Origin of the sequence: Pantoea sp. Cy-639, assembly GCF_011752525.1 — a bacterium.
Classification (GTDB): domain Bacteria; phylum Pseudomonadota; class Gammaproteobacteria; order Pseudomonadales; family Pseudomonadaceae; genus Aquipseudomonas.
On record NZ_VWXI01000015.1, the window covers coordinates 112450 to 132031 of the forward strand.

Genomic DNA, 19582 nt, shown 5'->3' on the forward strand with positions numbered 1-19582 from the left:
AACGTTACCCGCTGGCGTGCTCGACATCCAGTAGACGAAGGGCGGTTTCACCTACCTTGCGCACGGCCGCCTCGATCTGCGGCGTCGGTCGGGCGGCGAAATTCATGCGCAGGCAGTTCCGGTACTTGCCCGACGCCGAGAAAATGCTGCCCACGGCAATCTGCACGCCTTGCTCCAGTAAAGCGCGGTTCAGGCGCAGGGTATCGAAACTGTCCGGCAGTTCCACCCACAGCATGAAACCGCCCTGGGGCCGGCTGGCGCGTGTGCCGGCCGGAAAATAGCGGGCCACCCAGTCGCACATCTGGTCGCGGCTGCGCTGGTACTGACTGCGCATGCGCCGCAAGTGCGGCTGGTAGTGGCCTTCGGCGATGAAGTCGGCAATCGCCAGTTGCGGCTGGCAGGCGGTGCTGCCGGTGCTGATGTACTTCATGTGCAGCACCCGTTCCAGGTAACGCCCCGGCGCGACCCAGCCGACCCGCAGGCCAGGGGCGAGGGTCTTGGAGAACGAGCTGCAGAGCAGCACGCGGCCATCGTCGTCGAATGACTTGATGGTACGAGGACGTGGGTAGGTGTAGGCCAGATCGCCATACACATCGTCCTCGAGGATCGCCACGTCGTAGCGCTGGGCGAGGGTCAGCAGGGCCTTCTTGCGCGCCTCGGGCATGATGTAGCCCAGCGGGTTGTTGCAGTTGGGGGTGATCTGGATGAGCTTGATCGGCCATTGCTCCAGGGCCAGTTCCAAAGCCTCCAGGCTGATGCCGGTGAGCGGGTCGGTGGGGATCTCCAGGGCTTTCATGCCCAGGCCCTTGAGGGTCTGCATGGCGCCGTGGAAGCTTGGCGAGTCGACCGCGACGATGTCGCCGGGCTGGCACACCGCGCGGATGCTGCTCGACAGCGCCTCGTGGCAGCCGGTGGTCACCACCAGGTCGGCCGGGCTCAGGCGGCAGCCGGAGTCGAGGGTCAGCCGGGCGATCTGTTCACGCAGCAGGGCGTTGCCGTGGATGTTGTCGTAGTACAGGCCGGGCATGTCCATGCGCCGGCTGAGCTGGGCCAGGCTGCGCAGCAGCGGCTTGAGCGTGGGGCTGTCGACATCGGGCATGCCGCGGCCAAGCTGGATGATGTCCGGTCGTGGCGTGGCGCGTACCAGCTCGAGCACCTGTTCCCACTGCGAGATGTCCACTGGTCGCTGGGCCGGGCGGCTGATCTCGGGCAGGGCGGGGAGCTGGCGGTCCTCGGCGACGAAGTAGCCGGACTTTGGCCGTGGCGACACCAGGCCGTTGTCCTCGAGCAGGCGGTAGGCCTGCTGCACGGTGCTCAGGCTGACGCCGTGCTCCACGCTCAGGGCGCGCACCGACGGCAGACGCTGACCCGGACGATACAACCCCTGTTCGATGCGGGAGCCGAGCAGTTCAGCCAGGTTGAGGTAGAGCGTCACGGCATACTCCTGTACTTCTTGTGGGAGGAGAGCGATACAGATTGTCGGAAAATACTTCATTCAGCCGGCTTTCCGCCAATTCTGTATGGGAATAATAAGCCGGCTTTGGATCTGTATTGCAGGTCGCCCGGGCATGCATGCTTTCTCCACGGTATCGACTGATCGGGGGAACGCGGTGATGGGTGGCTTGAGCGATGTGCGTCTGCGACTGTTGGCCAAGGAGCTGGAAGCTGGACAACGCCTCCAGGTCTACGACCCGCTGACCGGTCTCGGTCGCTGGGGCCTGATGCTGCACCGGTGGCGCACCCGCCAGGCCCTGCTGGAACTGGATGCGCGTCAGTTGAAGGATATCGGGCTGAGCTGGGAAGAGGCGCGGGAGGAGGGGTGCAAGCCGTTCTGGAAGGACTAGACGACGGCTTGTTCTGCAGTGGCGGGCTCCGGCCTTGCCGGCTCCTGCGGGGTGTGTGACCTGCCTCGGTGCATGGGCAGCGCAGCAGGCTACACGATGACGGGTAGCGTCAGACCAGCTCCTTGAGCCGGTACCAGAGCATCCCCAGGGCCAGTAGCGGCGAACGCATCAGCTTGCCGCCGGGGAAGGTCGGATGCGGCACTTTGGCGAACAGGTCGAAGCGTCCGGACTGCTGGCCGCTGATCGCCTCGCCCAGCAGGCGTCCGGCCAGGTGAGTGGCATTGACGCCATGGCCGGCGTAGGCCTGGGCGTAGTAGACGTTGGGCTGGCTGGCCAGGCGGCCGATCTGCGGCAGGCGATTGGCGCCGATGCCGATCATGCCGCCCCACTGGTAGTCGATGCGCACGTCGGCCAGTTGCGGGAACACCTTGAGCAGCTTTGGCCGCATGTAGGCGGTGATGTCCCGTGGGTCGCGGCTGGAGTAGTGGCAGGCGCCACCGAACAGCAGGCGGTGGTCGGCGGACAGGCGATAGTAGTCCAGCGCCACGCGCTGGTCGCACACCGCCATGTTCTGCGGCAGCAGTTGGCGCGCACGTTCTTCGCCCAACGGTTCGGTGGCGATGATGTAGCTGCCGGCCGGCAGCACCTTGCCGCCCAGCTCGCGGTTGAGGTCGTTGTGGTAGGCGTTGCAGCACAGCACCAGGGTCCTGGCGCGGACCAGGCCCTGGGCGGTGTGCACTTTTACCTGCGGGCCGTAGTCGATGCGGGTGACTTCCGATTGTTCGTGCAGGCGCACGCCAAGACGGCTGGCCACGGCTGCTTCGCCGAGCGCCAGGTTGAGCGGATGCAGGTGGCCCGAGCCCATGTCGACCAGGCCGCCGACGTAGCGATCCGAGCCGACCACCGAATGCATGTCGCCGGGCTGTACCAGGCGCAGCTCATGGCGGTAGCCCAGGCTGCGCAAGGTTTCGGCTTCTTCGGCGAAACCTTCGAGCTCGGCAGGCTTGTTGGCCAGGTCGCAGTAGCCCCAGCGCAGGTCGCAGGCGATGGCGTGGCGTTCGACCCGCTCACGGACGATGTCCACGGCCTCCAGGCCCATGCGCTTGAGACTGCGCACGCCTTCCTCGCCAAGCACCGGGAGGAACTGCTCGAGGCCGTGGCCTACGCCACGGATCAGCTGGCCGCCGTTGCGTCCGCTGGCGCCCCAGCCGATCTTGCGCGCTTCCAGCAGGATCACCGAGAGGCCGCGCTCGGCCAGTTCGATGGCGGTGTTCAGGCCCGAATAGCCACCGCCGACGATGCACACATCGGCGCTGTGCTCGCCTTGCAGGAAGGCATGGTCGGGGTGGGGGGCGCTGCTGGCGGCGTAGTAGGAGGCGGCGTGCTGCGCGCTGTGGACCATGTGTCGATTTCCGAAGGCTTGGAGAGGGTGGCAGGATAGGCAAGCGGCCTCTGGCGGAGCAAGCCCGCGAACATGCACTTGATCGCCTGGTTTGGTCCTATAATCCGGCGCACCACGTCCAGACCATCGCTGCCCATGTCCTGCAACCGCCACAAGATCCACTTCCTGCGCGAGCTCATTCCGTCTTTTGCCTGCGAGCCCGGCTGCCACGACTGCTGTGGCCCGGTCACCACGTCGGCCGAGGAGATGGCCCGCCTGCCACGCAAGACCCAGGCCGAGCAGGACGCTGCCCTCGAGCGGCTGGACTGCGTGCACCTGGGGCCGGATGGTTGCACGGTATATGAAGAGCGCCCGATGATCTGTCGGCTGTTCGGCACCACGCCGCGCCTGGCCTGCCCGCGGGGTCGAGGGCCGGAGCAGCCGATCGATCCGGCGGCCGAGCAGCTGGTCCATACCTACATCGCCAGCACCCGCCAGGTGCTGGTCTGAGGCTTCAGTCCGGAATCGGCAGGCAGAGGCTCTCCTTGACTTCCTCCATCACGATGTAGCTCTTCGACTCGCGCACGTGCGGCAGCTTGAGCAGGATGTCGCCGAGCAGCTTGCGGTACGAGGCCATCTCGGAGATGCGTGCCTTGACCAAGTAGTCGAAGTCCCCCGACACCAGGTGGCATTCCAGCACATGGGGCAGCTTGAGCACCGCGCGGCGGAATTCCTCGAAGGTGTCGCCGGACTTGTAGTCCAGGCTGATCTCGACGAACACCAGCAGGCTGCCCTTGAGGTGCTGCGGATTGAGCCGGGCGTTGTAGCCCATGATGATCCCCTCGCGCTCCAGGCGGCGCACGCGTTCGGTGCAAGGGGTGGTGGACAGCCCGACTTTCTCGCCCAGTTCGGTGAACGAGATGCGCCCGTCATTCTGCAGGATCCGCAGGATGTTGCGGTCGATCTTGTCCAGTTCACGTTTGCTCTGGTGCTGGGTTCTCATAGGGGATGCCGCTCCGTCAAAGGCAGTTCTGCCGAGAATTCTCGCCAAATATAGGCGTTTATATAGTGAATTGCACTGGCCTCGAGTTCTTACAATGCGCGCATCCAAGCCATATCAACAAAAGACTGCGGCGAGCCGCGTGCGAGGGATGAACAATGCGAGTTCTGGTACTTGGTAGCGGTGTGATCGGTACCGCCAGTGCCTACTATCTGGCCCGGCAAGGTTTCGAGGTGACGGTCGTCGACCGCCAGCCGGCGGCGGCCATGGAAACCAGCTTCGCCAACGCAGGCCAGATCTCGCCCGGCTATGCCTCGCCGTGGGCCGCCCCGGGCGTGCCGCTCAAGGCCATCAAGTGGCTGCTCGAGCGTCACGCGCCGCTCGCCATCAAGCTCACCGGCGACGTCGACCAGTACCTGTGGATGGCGCAGATGCTGCGCAACTGCACCGCCAGCCGCTACGCGGTGAACAAGGAGCGCATGGTGCGTCTGTCCGAGTACAGCCGTGACTGCCTCGACGAACTGCGCGCGGAAACCGGCATCGCCTACGAGAACCGCAGCCTGGGCACCACCCAGCTGTTCCGTACCCAGGCGCAGATGGATGCCGCGGCCAAGGATATCGCCGTGCTCGAGCAGTCCGGCGTGCCCTACGAGCTGCTCGATCGCGACGGCATCGCTCGGGTCGAGCCGGCCCTGGCCGGGGTGAAGGACATCCTTGCCGGCGCCCTGCGCCTGCCTAACGACCAGACCGGCGACTGCCAGCTGTTCACCACCAAGCTGGCCGAGATGGCCGTGAAACTGGGCGTCGAGTTCCGCTTCGGCCAGGACATCCAGCGTCTGGACTTCGCCGGTGATCGCATCAACGGCGTATGGATCGACGGCAAGCTGGAAACCGCCGACCGCTACGTGCTGGCGCTGGGCAGCTACTCGCCGCAGATGCTCAAGCCGCTGGGCATCAAGGCGCCGGTCTACCCGCTCAAGGGCTACTCGCTGACCGTGCCGATCACCGATGCCGACATGGCGCCGACCTCGACCATCCTCGACGAGACCTACAAGGTCGCCATCACCCGTTTCGACAACCGCATCCGCGTCGGCGGCATGGCCGAGATCGCCGGTTTCGACCTGTCGCTGAACCCGCGTCGACGCGAAACGCTGGAGATGATCGTCAACGACCTTTATCCTCGCGGCGGCGACCTGAGCCAGGCCAGCTTCTGGACCGGCCTGCGCCCGGCCACCCCGGACGGCACCCCGATCGTCGGCGCCACTGCGTTCCGTAACCTGTTCCTCAACACCGGTCACGGCACCCTGGGTTGGACCATGGCCTGCGGTTCCGGTCGCCTGCTGGCCGACCTGATCGCGCGTAAGAAACCGCAGATCAGCGCCGAAGGCCTGGACATCTCCCGCTATGGCAACAACCGGGAGTTGGCCAAGCAAGGTCAGCCAGCGCCCGCGCACCAGTAAGCGATTCGAAGGTCCTGGCCCTGTCGTGGGCCAGGTTCGCTCCCGCACAGGCTCACCTGGCAGGTGTGGGAGCGGGCTTGCCCCGCGATAAGGCCGACCTGCGCTACCCATTCACCCAGAACTACTCAAAAGGCTGCCGCCATGCGTCCCGCCCGTGCCCTGATCGACCTCCAAGCCCTCCGTCACAACTACCGCCTGGCCCGCGAGCTGACCGGCGCCAAGGCCCTGGCCGTGGTCAAGGCCGATGCCTACGGCCATGGTGCGGTACGCTGCGCCCTGGCCCTGGAGCCAGAGGCCGACGGCTTTGCCGTGGCCTGCATCGAGGAAGCGCTGGAGCTGCGTGCGGCCGGGATCAAGGCGCCCGTGCTGCTGCTCGAGGGTTTCTTCGAGGCCAGCGAGCTGGCCTTGATCGTCGAGCACGACCTCTGGTGCGTGGTGCATTCGCAGTGGCAGCTCGAGGCGATCGAGAAGACCCCGCTGCGCAAGCCGCTGACCGCCTGGCTGAAGATGGACACCGGCATGCACCGTGTCGGCTTGCATCCCAAGGATTACCACGACGCCTACCAGCGCCTGCTGGCCAGCGGCAAGGTTGCGCGCATCGTGCTGATGAGCCACTTCGCCCGCGCCGACGAGCTCGATGCTGCCGCCACCGAGCAGCAAGTGGCGGTGTTCGAGGCCGCGCGCCTGGGCTTGAGCGCCGAGTGCAGCCTGCGAAACTCGCCGGCGGTACTCGGCTGGCCGAACATCAAGAGCGACTGGGTGCGCCCGGGCATCATGCTTTATGGCGCCACGCCATTCGAAGTGGGGCAGGCCGAAGCCGCCCGCCTGCAACCGGTGATGACCCTGCAATCGCGCATCATCGGCGTGCGCGAGCTGCCGGCCGGCGAGCCGGTCGGCTATGGCGCCAGGTTCGTCAGCCCGCGCCCGACCCGGGTCGGCGTGGTCGCCATGGGCTACGCCGATGGCTATCCGCGCCAGGCGCCTACCGGCACCCCGGTGGTGGTGGCCGGCAAGCGCACCCAACTGATTGGCCGGGTGTCGATGGACATGCTCTGCGTCGATCTCACCGAAGTGCCCGAAGCGACGCTCGGCAGCCCGGTGGAGCTGTGGGGCAAGCAGGTGCTGGCCAGCGACGTGGCGATCCAGGCCGGGACCATCCCGTACCAGATCTTCTGCAATCTCAAGCGTGTGCCGCTGGACTATATCGGCGATTGAGGCGCCGATGCGGACAGGCTGAGGGGCGGTGTGTTGTAAATACTGAACGGCATTGCCATCATATCGTTCACACATCCCCCCACCTCGACCGTTTCTGGAGGCCCACGCTTTGGACGTCGGCGAACGACTGCAAGCCATCCGCAAGCTCAAGGGCCTGTCCCAGCGCGAACTCGCCAAGCGTGCGGGCGTGACCAACAGCACCATCTCGATGATCGAGAAGAACAGCGTGAGCCCGTCGATCAGCTCCCTGCGCAAGGTGCTCAGCGGCATCCCGATGTCCATGGTCGAGTTCTTCTCGGTCGAACTGGCGCCGGAAAGCCCGACCCAGATCGTCTACAAGGCCCACGAGCTGATCGATATCTCCGACGGTGCGGTGACCATGAAACTGGTCGGCAAGTCGCACCCCAATCGCGCCATCGCGTTCCTCAACGAGGTCTATCCGCCGGGCGCGGACACGGGCGAGGAAATGCTCACCCATGATGGCGAGGAAACCGGGATCCTGCTCGAGGGCCGTCTGGAGCTGGTGGTCGGCACCGAGACTTTCCTGCTCGAGGCCGGCGACAGCTACTACTTCGAAAGCACCCGCCCGCACCGTTTCCGCAATCCGTTCGACGAGCCGGCCCGGCTGATCAGCGCGGCGACGCCGTCGAACTTTTGATCCAGCGCAGTGCATTGATTCGCCAATACCCTTTCCCCGAGTGTGGTCGTTCCACGTTTTCAGGGTTCCCGCTATACTTTTCAACGCTCGCAATTCCGTGGCCGCGGGCGTGATTAGCCACCATGAGGGTGTTCGCGTGAACCAAATCAAGAAGATGCTGGCCGTACCAGCTGCCGTATTCGCCCTATGGGCAATGAGCGCAACCGCTGCAACCAACGACGACATCGCCAAGCGCCTCGAGCCAGTGGGCCAGGTGTGCGTCCAGGGCCAGGAATGCAAGGGCATGGAAGTGGTCGCGTCCGCCGGGGGCGGTGGCGCCAAGACGCCGGATGACATCATCGCCAAGCACTGCAACGCCTGCCATGGCAGCGGCTTGCTGGGCGCGCCGAAGATCGGCGACACGGCCGCGTGGAAAGAGCGCGCCGATCACCAGGGCGGCCTCGACGGTATCCTGGCCAAGGCCATCACCGGGCTCAACGCCATGCCGCCGAAAGGTACCTGCGCCGATTGTTCGGATGACGATCTGAAAGGTGCGATCAAGAAGATGTCGGGGCTGTAAGCGCCCGTGAATCCCGCAAAGCCCGCCGTTCATGGCGGGCTTTTGTTTTCTGGCGCTATCGCGGGGCTGACGCAGGCAACCAACGCGCTTCGGCTCATGTCCAAGCCCTGATCCCACGGATGACTCAGGAGGCCCCGATGCACCAATGTTCCATCGACCAGGCCGTCGACCAGGCCCTGGCCCTGCTGCCAATGCATATCCACCTGGGCCTGCCACTTGGCCTGGGCAAGCCCAACGCCTTCGTCAACGCGCTCTACGTCCGTGTTCGCGACCTGCCTGAACGACGCCTGACGATCTACACCGCCTTGTCCCTCGGCCGCCCCCCCTTGGGCGATGGCCTGCAACGACGTTTTCTCGCGCCCTTCGTCGAGCGCGTATTCGCCGACTACGAAGAGCTCGCCTACCTCGACGACCTGCGCCATGACCGGTTGCCATCGAACATCCGGGTCGAGCAGTTCTTCATGCAACCTGGCAGCCTGCTGCACAGCGACACCGCGCAGCAGGACTACATCAGCAGCAACTACAGCCACGCCGCCCGCGATATCAACGCCAAGGGCCTGAACCTGATCGCCCAGCTGGTGGCAGCCACCCCTGAGCGGCCGGGCCACCTGAGCCTGGCCTGCAACCCGGACATCACCCTCGACCTGCTGCCGATGATCGCCCGGCGCCGCGCCGCAGGCGAGACCATCCTGTTGCTGGGGCAGGTGCATGAAGAGCTGCCCTACATGCCCGGCGATGCCGAGCTGGCCGTGGACGCCTTCGACCTGCTGATCGGCGAGGTGGAGCAACGGCGGCTGTTCTCCACGCCGAACATGCCGGTCAGTACCCAGGACCATTGCATCGGCCTGCACGCCAGCGCGTTGGTCCGCGACGGCGGCACCTTGCAGATCGGCATCGGCGCCATGGGCGACGCATTGACGGCGGCGCTGCTGGCGCGCCAGGGCGACAACCCGGGTTACCGAGCGCTGCTCGATGACCTGGACCTTGGTGCCTGGCAGGCGCTGATCGAGCGGGAAGGGGGACTGGATGCCTTTGCCCAGGGGCTCTACGGCTGTAGCGAAATGTTCGTCAACGGTCTGCTGGCCCTGGCTGAGGCCGGCGTGGTGCGCCGGCCTGCGGATGAGCAAGGGGCGTTGATCCATGGCGGCTTCTTCCTCGGTCCCCGGGCGTTCTACCAGCGTCTGCGGGAAATGCCGCTGGCCCAGCGCGCCCGTTTTGCCATGACCGCCATCAGCTACATCAACGAACTGTATGGCCAGGAAGACCTCAAGCGCCGCCAGCGCCGCGATGCGCGCTTCGTCAACACGGTGTTCGGCATGACCCTGCTCGGTGCCGGCGTGGCCGACCAGCTGGAAGATGGCCGGGTGCTCAGCGGCGTGGGCGGGCAGTACAACTTCGTCGCCCAGGGCCATGCGCTGGAGGGCGGGCGTTCGATCCTGCTGCTGCGCAGTTGGCGCGAGTCCGGCGGCGAGGTGACGTCGAACCTGCACTGGACCTATGGTCACTGCACCATCCCCCGGCACCTGCGTGACATCGTGGTGACCGAGTACGGCATCGCCGACCTGCGCGGGCAGACCGACAGCGAGGTGATCGCGCGGCTGCTGGCGATCAGCGACTCACGCTTCCAGGGCGAGCTGATGGCGCAGGCCAAGGCGGCCGGCAAGCTGGCGAAGACGTTCGTCCTGGATGCGCGCTACCTCGACAACACGCCGCAGCGCCTGGAGGCGACCCGTGCGCGGCATGCGCGGTTGTTCCCGGAGTATCCGCTGGGCAGTGACTTCACGGCTGAGGAGCGTGACCTGCTGCGGGCGCTGAACTGGCTGAAGAGCAAGTTCAAGTTGAGCGAGGCGCTGGAGCTGGGCAAGGCCGCGCTGGACGCGCCGGAGCCTGAAGCTTATGCGGCGCAGTTGGCGCGCATGGGGCTGGAGCAGCCGCAAGGGCTGAAGGAAGAGCTGTACCAGCGCTTGTTGCTGGCAGGGTTGGCGGCGACCCGCTGATTGCCGGGGCTGTTGCGCAGCCGATCGCCAGCAAGGCTGGCTCCTGCAAGGGAGTGCGATCACCTGCAGGAGCCGGCTAGAGGCCGGAACAGGCGAGATCACTCGATGAACGTGACCACGCCGCCTTCCAGCGACTTGACCCGGGCCAGCGATTCGACGCGGTAGCCCTGGCTGTCCAGCTCGGCGCGGCCGCCCTGGAACGATTTCTCGATGACGATACCCAGGCCGGCCACGGTGGCACCGGCTTGTTTGATGATCGAGATCAGCGCCTGCGATGCCTTGCCGTTGGCCAGGAAGTCGTCGATCACCAGCACGCGGTCGCTGCTGTTGAGGTGGCGCGGCGAGATGGCCACGGTGTTCTCGGTCTGCTTGGTGAAGGAGTACACCGAGGCGGTCAGCAGGTTCTCGGTCAGGGTCAGCGACTGGTGCTTGCGGGCGAAGATCACAGGCACGCCCAGCTTCAGGCCGGTCATCACGGCCGGGGCGATACCCGAGGCCTCGATGGTGACGATCTTGGTCACGCCCGAATCGGCGAACAGGCGGGCGAATTCGTCACCGATCAGCTGCATCAGGGCAGGGTCGATCTGGTGGTTGAGAAACGCATCGACTTTGAGTACCTGGTCGGAAAGCACGATGCCTTCTTCGCGAATCTTCTGCTGCAGTGCTTCCACTGTGTGTCTCCGATGTAATGAGTGGCTTGTATGGCCGATTTGTGAGTTCAAATCGGCCATACAAGCCACCGTGGCCGCAAGAAGCGGCAAAGTTAAAGAGTAATGGTTGATTAGCGTTTGAGCATTGCCCGGATATCGGCCAGTGCGTTGTTGCCCCGCGCGGCTTTGACTTCCACCGGCGCGTCATCCAGGCCTTCCCAGGCCAGGTCGTCCGGCGGCAGTTCGTCGAGGAACCGGCTGGGCGTGCAGTCGATGATTTCGCCGTATTGCTTGCGCTTGGCGGCGAAGGTGAACGCCAGGGTCTGGCGTGCGCGGGTGATGCCCACGTAGGCCAGGCGGCGTTCCTCTTCGATGGTGTCGGCCTCGATGCTCGAGCGGTGGGGGAGGATCTCCTCCTCCATGCCCATGATGAACACGTAGGGGAATTCCAGGCCCTTGGAGGCGTGCAGGGTCATCATCTGCACACCCTCGGCGTTCTCTTCCTCTTCCTGCTGGCGCTCGAGCATGTCGCGCAGCACCAGCTTGCCGATGGCATCCTCGATGGTCATGTCACCCTCTTCGTCTTTCTCGAGGGTGTTCTTCAAGGCGTCGATGAGGAACCAGACGTTGCTGATGCGGAACTCCGCGGCCTTGTCGCTGGCAGTCTGCTGGCGGATCCAGTTCTCGTAGTCGATGTCGCGGATCATTTCGTGCAGCGCGGCGATCGGGTCTTCCAGGGCGACCTTGTGGCGTACGCCGTCGAGCCAGTGCTTGAAGCGCTGCAGGCGCTCGGTGTAGCGCGCGTCCAGGTGCTCGCCCAGGCCCAGCTCCTCGCTGGCGGCATACATCGAGATACCGCGCTCGGTGGAATAGTTGCCGAGCTTCTCCAGGGTGGTCGAGCCGATTTCGCGGCGCGGCACGTTGATCACCCGCAGGTAGGCGTTGTCGTCGTCCGGGTTCACCAGCAGGCGCAGGTAGGCCATCAGGTCCTTGACCTCCTGGCGGCCGAAGAAGCTGTTGCCGCCAGAGAGGCGGTACGGCACCTGGTGGTGCTGCAGCTTGAGTTCGATCAGCTTGGCCTGGTAGTTGCCGCGGTAGAGGATGGCGAAGTCGCTGTAGGGGCGGTTGGTACGCAGGTGCAGGGTGAGGATTTCCATGGCCACGCGCTCGGCCTCGGCTTCCTCGTTCTTGCAACGGATCACGCGGATCTCGTCGCCCACGCCCATCTCGCTCCACAGCTGCTTTTCGAAGGCGTGCGGGTTGTTGGCGATCAGCACGTTGGCGCAGCGCAGGATGCGGCTGGTGGAGCGGTAGTTCTGTTCGAGCATGACGATCTTCAGGGAGGGGTAGTCCTCCTTGAGCAGCATCAGGTTCTCGGGGCGCGCGCCGCGCCAGGCGTAGATCGACTGGTCGTCGTCGCCTACCACGGTGAACTGGTTGCGCATGCCGATCAGCATCTTCACCAGCAGGTACTGGCTGGCGTTGGTGTCCTGGTATTCGTCCACCAGCAGGTAGCGCACGCGGTTCTGCCAGCGCTGGAGCACGTCCGGGTGTTCCTCGAACAGCTTCACCGGCTGCAGGATCAGGTCGTCGAAGTCGACCGCGTTGAACGCCTTGAGGGTGCGCTGGTAGTGGGTGTAGACGATGGCCGCGGTCTGCTCGCGCGGGTTGCGGGCCTTTTCCAGGGCCTCGGGCGGCAGTACCAGGTCGTTCTTCCAGGCACCGATCATGTTCTTGATCTCGTCGATGCCGTCGTCGCCGGAGTATTCCTTCTGCATGATGTCCGACAGCAGCGCCTTGATGTCGGACTCGTCGAAGATCGAGAAACCAGGCTTGTAGCCCAGGCGCTCGTGCTCCTTGCGGATGATGTTCAGGCCCAGGTTGTGGAAGGTGCACACCGTCAGGCCCCGGCCTTCCCCCGGGCGCAGCAGGGTGCCGACCCGCTCCTTCATCTCGCGCGCGGCCTTGTTGGTGAAGGTCATGGCGACGATGTACTGGGCACGGATGCCGCAGTTCTGGATCAGGTGGGCAATCTTGCGCGTGATCACGCTGGTCTTGCCCGAGCCTGCACCGGCGAGCACCAATAGAGGGCCGCCGACGTAGTCACGGGCTTCCTGTTGCCGGGGATTGAGTCGGGACATGCTAGAAACCGGGGGTGACCAGAAAATAGCCGCGCATTCTAGCAGGCATGGGACGGTTAATGCGCGACCGTCTGACGTGAGAGTCAATGAAATGATCGCGCCCGTGTTCCGTGGGCTGGACAGTGGATCCTGCCAACTTCCGCGCAAATCGCCGAAATCCTGTTTGCCGGGCGCGTGGGTTTCGCGCAGGATGCACGGCAAAATGCGACAAGATGGGCGCCAGGGACGGAGAGCGAGTAAAAGTGAAAATCATTTTCATTTGTTGCGGTAGGATACGCCGCGCCCGTCTTCATCACCGCCACGCCTAAGGAGCCCGCTTGTCCACGCCTGCCGACCCCCTGCGTTTGCTGCTGTTGGCCGATGAGCCGGAATGGGCTGCACGCTTGCGCGAATGCCTGCAGCCGCTGGATGGCAGCGTGGTGCTGCTGACCGCACCGACCTGGGCGGCGGTGGACAGCCTGTTCAGCCACGACCGCCAGGCCGTGGTGCTGGCCACCCCGGCGCTGCAGCCCGCGCCCGGACGCTGCGAGCTGCCGACCATCCTGCTGCTGGAACAGGAGCCGGCGACCACGCCGGTAGGTGTCAGCGACTGGCTGGTACTGTCGCAACTGACCAGCGACACCTTGCGTCGTTCCCTGCGCCATGTGCGAGAGCGCGGCGTGCTGGTAGCCACCTTGCAGCGCCTGGCCGAGCAGGACCCACTGACCGGCATCGCCAACCGCCAGGGTTTCCAGGCCCTGCTCACCGCGCGCCTGGCCGAGAACGATGGCCGCGGCCTGGCCCTCGGCCACCTTGATCTGGACAACTTCCGGCACGTCAACGACGCCCTCGGCCACCAGGGCGGCGACCGCCTGATCCTGCAGGTGGTCGCGCGGCTGAAGAAGCAGCTGGAGGCTGGCGACCAGCTGGCGCGCCTGGGCAGCGACGAATTCGCCCTGCTGATCGATACCCGTCGCGATCCCGGCCGCGCCGAATGGATGGCCGAGCGCATTACCGAGGCGTTGACCGAACCCTACTGGGTCGACGGTGAAAGCCTGCTGCTCGGTTGCAGCCTGGGTATTGCCCACGCCCGGGCCCAGGCTGGCGCCGACCCACTGATGTGGCACGCGCACATTGCCATGCGCCAGGCCAAGGGCAGCCAGGGCTGCACATTCCATGTGTTCAACGAGCGCATCAACCGCAACGCGCGCAGCCTCGCCGACCTGGAAAGCGAGCTGCGCCGTGCCCTGCGCCGCGACGAGCTGGAACTGCACTACCAACCGCGACTGAACCTTGCCGATGGCCGCATCGTCGGCCTCGAGGCACTGGTGCGCTGGCGCCATGCCGAACGCGGCCTGCTGCCCCCCAGCGAGTTCGTGCCGCTGGCCGAGCAGAGCGGGTTGATCGTGCCGCTGGGCTACTGGGTGATCTCCCGTGCGTTGAGCGACATGCAGGCCTTGCGCGAACGTGGCCTGGCGCCGTTGCACATGGCGGTCAACCTGAGTTTCCGGCAGTTCCAGGACAGCCAGTTGCTGGCCACCCTGAGCCGCTTGATCGTCGAGCACGGCGTCGATGCGCGCTGGCTGGAGTTCGAGCTGACCGAGACCGCGGTGATGCGCCGCAACGAGTTGGTACGCCAGACCATGGACGCCCTCGGGCGACTGGGGGTGCGTTTCTCGTTGGATGATTTCGGCACGGGTTTTTCTTCGTTCGTGCACCTGAACAGCCTGCCGATCACCTTGCTCAAGGTCGACCGCAGCTTCGTCGCCGGCATGGAGCAGCGCGAGGAAAACAGCAAGCTGGTGCACGCGATGATCAACCTGGCGCACAACCTCAACCTCGAGGTGGTGGCCGAGGGGGTGGAAAGCGCGGAGCAGATGGCCCTGCTGCGCGATTTTGGTTGCGACCAGGTGCAGGGTTTCCTGGTCAGCCAGCCGTTGCCGATGGCAGAGCTGATCGAGTATCTGCTGCAAGCCGGCCAGCCCAGGCTGGTGGAAGTCCTCTGAGCGCCGATCGCGGCCTGCCCTCGGGGCCGGCCGCGATCAGGCGGGCACGCTGACCTTGGCCCGCGCCTGCGCCTTGCCGATCATCCGCTTCATCCGCCACTCGAAGCCGATCGTCAGGGCCACCGAGGCGCATGCCAGCCCCAGCGCCAGCCCCCACCAGATCCCCGGCGCGCCGCCGCCGAGGGTGAAGGCGAACAGCCAGGCGCTCGGCGCGCCCACCAGCCAGTAGCACACCGCGCCGATGAGGAAGGTGGTGCGTGCGTCCTTCAGTCCGCGGATCGAACCCATGGCGATGGTCTGCACGCCATCGAACAGCTCGAACCAGGCCGCGACCATCAGCAACTGCACTGCCAGCTGGAAGATCGCCGCGAAGGCCGGGTCGTGGCGATCCACCAGCAGTGCCACCAGGTTGTCCGGCAGCAGCAGGAACAGCACGGCGAAACCCAGCATCAGCGAGGCGCCGAAACCGATCCCCACCCGCCCGGCGCTGCGTGCCGCCAGCAAGTTGTCGGCGCCGTAATGCAGGCCGACGCGCATGGTTACCGCGTAGGACAGCCCGGTCGGTACCATGAACGCGGTCGACACGATCTGCAGGGCGATCTGGTGCGCCGCCAGTTCGGTGCTGCCAAGCACGCCCATGCACAACGCGGCGAAGGCGAACAGGCCGACCTCGACCAGGTAGGTGCCGCCGATTGGCAGGCCGAGTCGCCACAGCTCGCGCAGCGCCGGCAGCGACGGGCGCGACAGGCCCTTGCGCAGCGGGTAGTCGGCATAGGCCTGGTGCCAGCGGATGTACAGCGCCAGCGATACGGCCATGCCCACCGAGACCACCGCGGTGACCAGGCCGATGCCCATCAGGCCGAGCTTGGGCAGGCCGAACATGCCTTCGATCAATGCATGGTTGAGCAGGTAGTTGAGCACCGTGCCGGCCAGGCTGATGACCATTACCGGGGTCGAGCGGCCCAGGGCGCTGGTGAAGCCACGCAGGGCCATGAATGTCATGTAGCCGGGCAGGGCCAGGGGCAGCAGGGTCAGGAACTGCATGGCCGAGTCGACGTTCTCTGGCTTCTGGCCGAACAGCAGCAGGGCCGGCTTGAGGTTCCACAGCACCAGCGCCGCCACCAGCGACAGGCCCCAGGCCAGCCACAGGCCGCTCTGCGCCAGGCGGGTGGCGCCTTCGGTGTCGTTGGCGCCCTTGCGGATGGCGACCAGGGTGCCGACGGCGGCGATCACGCCCAGGCAGAAGATCGACACGAACGAATAGCTGGCCGCGCCCAGGCCGCCGCCGGCCAGGGCCTGGGGGCTGATGCGGGCCATCATCAGGGTATCGGTCAGCACCATCAGCATGTGCGCCAACTGCGAGGCGATCAGCGGCCCGGCCAGGCGCAGCAAAGCCTTGAGTTCTGTGGTGGGCGCGACGTGCATGGGGGCGGTCCTTCTTGCGGGTCCTGATGGGCGAAGGAGCGATTCTGAGGCTTCGGTCAGCTTTGCACAAAAGGATAAATGCGATTGCTGTCATGAGTCTTACTCATGCAGGTATGATCCGGCACATTGCTTTCATCCCCGTACGACAGGTGCGTCATGTCCCGCCAGCTTCCCCCGCTCTATGCGTTACGCGCATTCGAGGCCGCCGCCAGGCTGAGCTCGTTCACCCGTGCCGGGGAAGAGCTGTCGATCACCCAGAGTGCGGTCAGCCGGCATATCCGCACCCTCGAGGAGCACTTCGCCTGTCGCCTGTTCGTGCGCAACGGCCGCAGCCTGCAATTGACCGAAGCGGCGCGGGTGCTGCTGCCCGGCGTGCGCGACGGCTTCGCCGCGCTGGAGCGCGCCTGCGACACCCTGCGCGGCGAGGACGACATCCTGCGGATGAAGGCGCCATCGACCCTGACCATGCGCTGGTTGCTGGCGCGCCTGAGCCGTTTCCGCCATCTGCAACCGGGCAACGAGGTGCAACTGACCAGCGCCTGGATGGACGTCGATCATGTCGATTTCAACCAGGAACCGTTCGACTGCGCGGTGCTGCTCAGCGATGGCGTGTTCCCGGCGGACTGGGAGGTGCGTCGGCTGTTCGCCGAGCTGCTGATCCCGGTGGGGGCGCCGGACCTGCTGGACGATGCGCCGTGGGACGAGCGGCGCCTGGCCGGCATCGAGCTGCTGCACCCGACGCCGGACAAGCGCGACTGGCGTGCCTGGCTGGCGCGCATGGGCTTGACCGACAAGGTATCGCTCAAGGGCGGGCAGGTGTTCGACACCCTCGAGCTGGGCATGATTGCCGCCGCGCGTGGCTACGGTATTTCCATGGGCGACCTGCTGATGGTCGCCGAGGATGTGGCCGGGCGCAGGTTGAGCCTGCCATGGCCGACGGCCGTGGCCAGCGGCATGGACTACTATCTGGTATGGCCGCGAACCCGGCCCGGCGGTGAGCGCTTGCGCCGCTTGAGCATGTTCCTGCAAGAGGAGGCCGCGGCGATGGATCTGCCGGCCGTGGAGATCCTCTCGGCGGCGCCGTGAAGATGCCGGGACAGGGAGAAAACGTTTGCGAATATCCCGGTCCTGCACTCAAGTATTCACCTGCGACGCCGATTCAGTGGCACCAGCGTCCCGGAAGAGGATGCGATTACCCGTTGATAGAAAGCGGGCGGTCAGCGTGATCAGGACGATCCCGGCCTCTTGCCAGGAGCTTGCCCATGTCTCAACCGCGTGCCCGAATCGCCTCGCAGCTCGGGATCGCCCTCGCCATTGTGCTGGCGCTGGTGATCTCCGGTAGTACCCTGTTCGCCCTGCGCTCACTGGACGACGCCAACCTCACCACTCGCCAGGCACACCTGGCCAGCGAGGCGCGGCTGCTGGCCGACCAGCTCGACACTTTCCATGGTTCGCTTAAGGACAACACCCAGCGCCTCAGCGGCCTGTTCGAGCGACGTTTCGCCTCGGGCCTGGCGCTGCATGCCGGTGAGACAGTCAACGTGGCGGGCACGCCGACGCCGGCCCTGTACCTGGGCGACCACCTGCTGAACAACGATTTCCAGCAGGTCGACGAGTTCCAGCAGATGACGGCCGGCGTCGCCACCCTGTTCGTGCGCAGCGGCGATGACTTCGTGCGCATCAGCACCAGCCTGACCAAGCAGGACGGCAGCCGCGCCATCGGTACCCAGCTCGACCGCCAGCACCCGGCCTATGCCCGGCTCATGGCCGGGCAGACCTACGTCGGTCGCGCGGTGCTGTTCGAGCGCAACTACATGACCCGCTACGTGCCGGTGCGCGATGGCGGCGGGCGGGTGATCGCAGTGCTGTTCGTCGGCTTCGACTACACCGACGCGCAGAATGCCCAGTTCGCCAACCTCAAGCGTTTTCGCATTGGCCAGACTGGCTCGCTGGCACTGCTCGACGAGCGGGGCCAGTGGCTGGTGCCGCCGGCGCAGGTGCGCGATGTCGAGGCGGCGGCGTTGGCGGTCAAGGCCATCGCGCCAGGTGCCGGGCGTTTCTGGAACAGCGCCGGCGAGCAACTGTTCAGCGTCACCGAGCCCTTCGCCGAAGGCCCGTGGACCGTGGTGGCGAGCATGCCCGGCGAAGAGATCCGTGAAGTGACCTGGAGCGTCGGCCTGCGCCTGGCCATCGGCAGCCTGCTGGCCATGCTGCTGGCGGTGGCCGCGACGCTCTGGCTGCTGCGCCGCAAGCTGCGGCCGCTGGGCGACCTGGTGCGCCAGGCCGAAGCCCTCGGTGCCGGCGACCTGAATGCGCGCCTGAGCGTCACCAGTCATGACGAGATCGGCCAACTGGCGCGCAGCTTCAACCAGATGGGCGAGGCCCTGGCGACCATGGTCGAGCATATTCGCGGCGCCTCCGAGCAGGTCAGCGGCCGTGCCCGTTCGCTGTCCGGGCTGTCATCCGGCGCCTGTGAGGGCATGGAGCAGCAATCCGGCGAGATCACCAGCATGGCCGGCGCGGTGGAAGAGTTCAGCGCCACCTCGATGAACATTGCCGACAACATGGCCGGCACCGAGCGCATGGCTCGCGACAATGCCCAGCAGACGCGCATTGGCCGCAGCGCCATGGATGAGGCTTCGAGCTCGTTGCGCCAGATCGCCGAAGCGCTGGGCGGTACTGCCGCCGTGATGGATACCCTGGGTGCTCGTTCGCAGGAAATCGGCGGCATTGTCGGCGTGATCACCGCCATCGCCGAGCAGACCAACCTGCTGGCGCTCAATGCCGCCATCGAGGCGGCGCGGGCTGGCGAGCAAGGCCGTGGGTTCGCCGTGGTCGCCGACGAAGTGCGCGGCCTGGCGGCGCGTACCCGCCAGGCCACCGACGAGATCTCCGGGATGATCGCCAGCATCCAGCAACAGACCGGCCATGCCATCAGCACCCTGGAGCAGGGCAACCAGCTGATGCAGGAAGGGCTGGCGCGCAACGACAAGGTGGCCGAGGCACTGGCGCGCATCGACGAGCAGAGCCGGGCGGCCGGCGAGCAGTTCGCGGTGATCAGCACCGCTACCCAGGAGCAGAGCAGCACCGCGACGGTGCTCAGCCGCAACCTGCAAAGCATCGCCCAGGCCAACAGCGAGCAGCGCGATGTGGCCAATGAACTGGCCATGACCGCGCGCGAGCTGGAAGGGCTGGCGGGGCAGTTGCGCCAGGAAGTGGATCGTTTCCGCTAGGCCGCTGGAGCCCTCGCGGGGCAAGCCCGCTGCC

Annotated in this window: 16 protein-coding genes; 10 read left to right on the forward strand and 6 right to left on the reverse strand. The window is 65.9% G+C overall.

Going from position 1 to position 19582, the window contains the following annotated elements; all coding sequences use genetic code 11:
* Window positions 1-4: 4 nt before the first annotated feature.
* Window positions 5-1435 (reverse strand): aminotransferase-like domain-containing protein, encoded by a 1431-nt coding sequence (locus F3J43_RS18360; RefSeq protein WP_353618249.1) that lies wholly within the window; start codon window positions 1433-1435, stop codon window positions 5-7.
* 133 nt (window positions 1436-1568) lie between these two features.
* Here F3J43_RS18360 and F3J43_RS18365 point away from each other — a divergent pair, with 133 nt between their 5' ends.
* The gene (locus F3J43_RS18365; protein ID WP_286184777.1) at window positions 1569-1844 is read left to right on the forward strand and encodes a DUF1127 domain-containing protein; all 276 of its coding nucleotides are present in this window, start codon (window positions 1569-1571) and stop codon (window positions 1842-1844) included.
* Window positions 1845-1953: 109 nt separating this feature from the next.
* Here the strand turns inward: F3J43_RS18365 and F3J43_RS18370 are convergent, their stop codons facing one another.
* Window positions 1954-3246 (reverse strand): NAD(P)/FAD-dependent oxidoreductase, encoded by a 1293-nt coding sequence (locus tag F3J43_RS18370; protein WP_166889840.1) that lies wholly within the window; start codon window positions 3244-3246, stop codon window positions 1954-1956.
* 135 nt (window positions 3247-3381) lie between these two features.
* Here F3J43_RS18370 and F3J43_RS18375 point away from each other — a divergent pair, with 135 nt between their 5' ends.
* Complete coding sequence (locus F3J43_RS18375; protein WP_166889843.1) at window positions 3382-3735, forward strand: YkgJ family cysteine cluster protein; 354 nt, start codon at window positions 3382-3384, stop codon at window positions 3733-3735.
* A gap of 4 nt (window positions 3736-3739) precedes the next feature.
* Here the strand turns inward: F3J43_RS18375 and dadR are convergent, their stop codons facing one another.
* Entirely contained in the window at window positions 3740-4228 is a 489-nt protein-coding gene (gene dadR, locus F3J43_RS18380) for a transcriptional regulator DadR (RefSeq protein WP_003258963.1), read from the reverse strand.
* A 155-nt stretch (window positions 4229-4383) separates the two neighbouring features.
* Here dadR and dadA point away from each other — a divergent pair, with 155 nt between their 5' ends.
* From dadA to F3J43_RS18405, 5 genes are all read left to right on the forward strand, one after another.
* On the forward strand, window positions 4384-5685 hold the full coding sequence (dadA, locus tag F3J43_RS18385; RefSeq protein ID WP_166889861.1) for a D-amino acid dehydrogenase: 1302 nt from the start codon (window positions 4384-4386) through the stop codon (window positions 5683-5685).
* A 141-nt stretch (window positions 5686-5826) separates the two neighbouring features.
* Window positions 5827-6900, forward strand: a complete 1074-nt coding sequence (gene alr, locus F3J43_RS18390) for an alanine racemase (protein ID WP_166889865.1) — start codon at window positions 5827-5829, stop codon at window positions 6898-6900.
* A 109-nt stretch (window positions 6901-7009) separates the two neighbouring features.
* Window positions 7010-7558, forward strand: a complete 549-nt coding sequence (locus tag F3J43_RS18395) for a cupin domain-containing protein (RefSeq protein ID WP_039581939.1) — start codon at window positions 7010-7012, stop codon at window positions 7556-7558.
* A 136-nt stretch (window positions 7559-7694) separates the two neighbouring features.
* Complete coding sequence (locus tag F3J43_RS18400; protein ID WP_205297950.1) at window positions 7695-8117, forward strand: c-type cytochrome; 423 nt, start codon at window positions 7695-7697, stop codon at window positions 8115-8117.
* A 137-nt stretch (window positions 8118-8254) separates the two neighbouring features.
* Window positions 8255-10114, forward strand: coding sequence for an acetyl-CoA hydrolase/transferase C-terminal domain-containing protein (locus F3J43_RS18405; protein ID WP_166889868.1), 1860 nt, complete (start codon window positions 8255-8257; stop codon window positions 10112-10114).
* Between the two features lie 98 nt (window positions 10115-10212).
* Here the strand turns inward: F3J43_RS18405 and F3J43_RS18410 are convergent, their stop codons facing one another.
* Window positions 10213-10785 carry a xanthine phosphoribosyltransferase gene (locus F3J43_RS18410; protein WP_011536381.1) on the reverse strand — a complete coding sequence of 191 codons (573 nt, stop codon included), beginning with the start codon at window positions 10783-10785 and terminating at the stop codon, window positions 10213-10215.
* A 110-nt stretch (window positions 10786-10895) separates the two neighbouring features.
* A complete protein-coding gene (gene rep, locus F3J43_RS18415) occupies window positions 10896-12905 on the reverse strand; it encodes a DNA helicase Rep (RefSeq protein WP_166889871.1) in 2010 nt (669 codons plus the stop codon).
* A 317-nt stretch (window positions 12906-13222) separates the two neighbouring features.
* Here rep and F3J43_RS18420 point away from each other — a divergent pair, with 317 nt between their 5' ends.
* Window positions 13223-14890, forward strand: coding sequence for a putative bifunctional diguanylate cyclase/phosphodiesterase (locus F3J43_RS18420; protein ID WP_166889874.1), 1668 nt, complete (start codon window positions 13223-13225; stop codon window positions 14888-14890).
* Between the two features lie 36 nt (window positions 14891-14926).
* On the opposite strand, the gene F3J43_RS18425 is transcribed toward F3J43_RS18420, so the two are convergent.
* Window positions 14927-16315: a NorM family multidrug efflux MATE transporter gene (locus tag F3J43_RS18425; RefSeq protein WP_166889877.1), complete on the reverse strand. Its 1389-nt coding sequence runs from the start codon at window positions 16313-16315 to the stop codon at window positions 14927-14929.
* Between the two features lie 156 nt (window positions 16316-16471).
* On the opposite strand from F3J43_RS18425, the gene F3J43_RS18430 reads away from it, so the two are divergent.
* Both F3J43_RS18430 and F3J43_RS18435 read left to right on the forward strand, forming a co-directional pair.
* Window positions 16472-17401, forward strand: a complete 930-nt coding sequence (locus F3J43_RS18430) for a LysR substrate-binding domain-containing protein (RefSeq protein WP_166889881.1) — start codon at window positions 16472-16474, stop codon at window positions 17399-17401.
* A gap of 176 nt (window positions 17402-17577) precedes the next feature.
* The gene (locus F3J43_RS18435; protein WP_166889884.1) at window positions 17578-19548 is read left to right on the forward strand and encodes a methyl-accepting chemotaxis protein; all 1971 of its coding nucleotides are present in this window, start codon (window positions 17578-17580) and stop codon (window positions 19546-19548) included.
* The last annotated feature ends 34 nt before the right edge of the window (window positions 19549-19582 follow it).

What these genes read in the sequence shown, in the direction of transcription:
- F3J43_RS18365 (WP_286184777.1), top strand. Translation starts at nt 1,569, where the DNA reads ATGCATGCTTTCTCCACGGTATCGACTGATCGGGGGAACGCGGTGATG.
- F3J43_RS18370 (WP_166889840.1), bottom strand. Translation starts at nt 3,246, where the DNA reads ATGGTCCACAGCGCGCAGCACGCCGCCTCCTACTACGCCGCCAGCAGC.
- F3J43_RS18375 (WP_166889843.1), top strand. Translation starts at nt 3,382, where the DNA reads ATGTCCTGCAACCGCCACAAGATCCACTTCCTGCGCGAGCTCATTCCG.
- dadR (WP_003258963.1), bottom strand. Translation starts at nt 4,228, where the DNA reads ATGAGAACCCAGCACCAGAGCAAACGTGAACTGGACAAGATCGACCGC.
- dadA (WP_166889861.1), top strand. Translation starts at nt 4,384, where the DNA reads ATGCGAGTTCTGGTACTTGGTAGCGGTGTGATCGGTACCGCCAGTGCC.
- alr (WP_166889865.1), top strand. Translation starts at nt 5,827, where the DNA reads ATGCGTCCCGCCCGTGCCCTGATCGACCTCCAAGCCCTCCGTCACAAC.
- F3J43_RS18405 (WP_166889868.1), top strand. Translation starts at nt 8,255, where the DNA reads ATGCACCAATGTTCCATCGACCAGGCCGTCGACCAGGCCCTGGCCCTG.
- rep (WP_166889871.1), bottom strand. Translation starts at nt 12,905, where the DNA reads ATGTCCCGACTCAATCCCCGGCAACAGGAAGCCCGTGACTACGTCGGC.
- F3J43_RS18425 (WP_166889877.1), bottom strand. Translation starts at nt 16,315, where the DNA reads ATGCACGTCGCGCCCACCACAGAACTCAAGGCTTTGCTGCGCCTGGCC.
- F3J43_RS18430 (WP_166889881.1), top strand. Translation starts at nt 16,472, where the DNA reads ATGTCCCGCCAGCTTCCCCCGCTCTATGCGTTACGCGCATTCGAGGCC.
- F3J43_RS18435 (WP_166889884.1), top strand. Translation starts at nt 17,578, where the DNA reads ATGTCTCAACCGCGTGCCCGAATCGCCTCGCAGCTCGGGATCGCCCTC.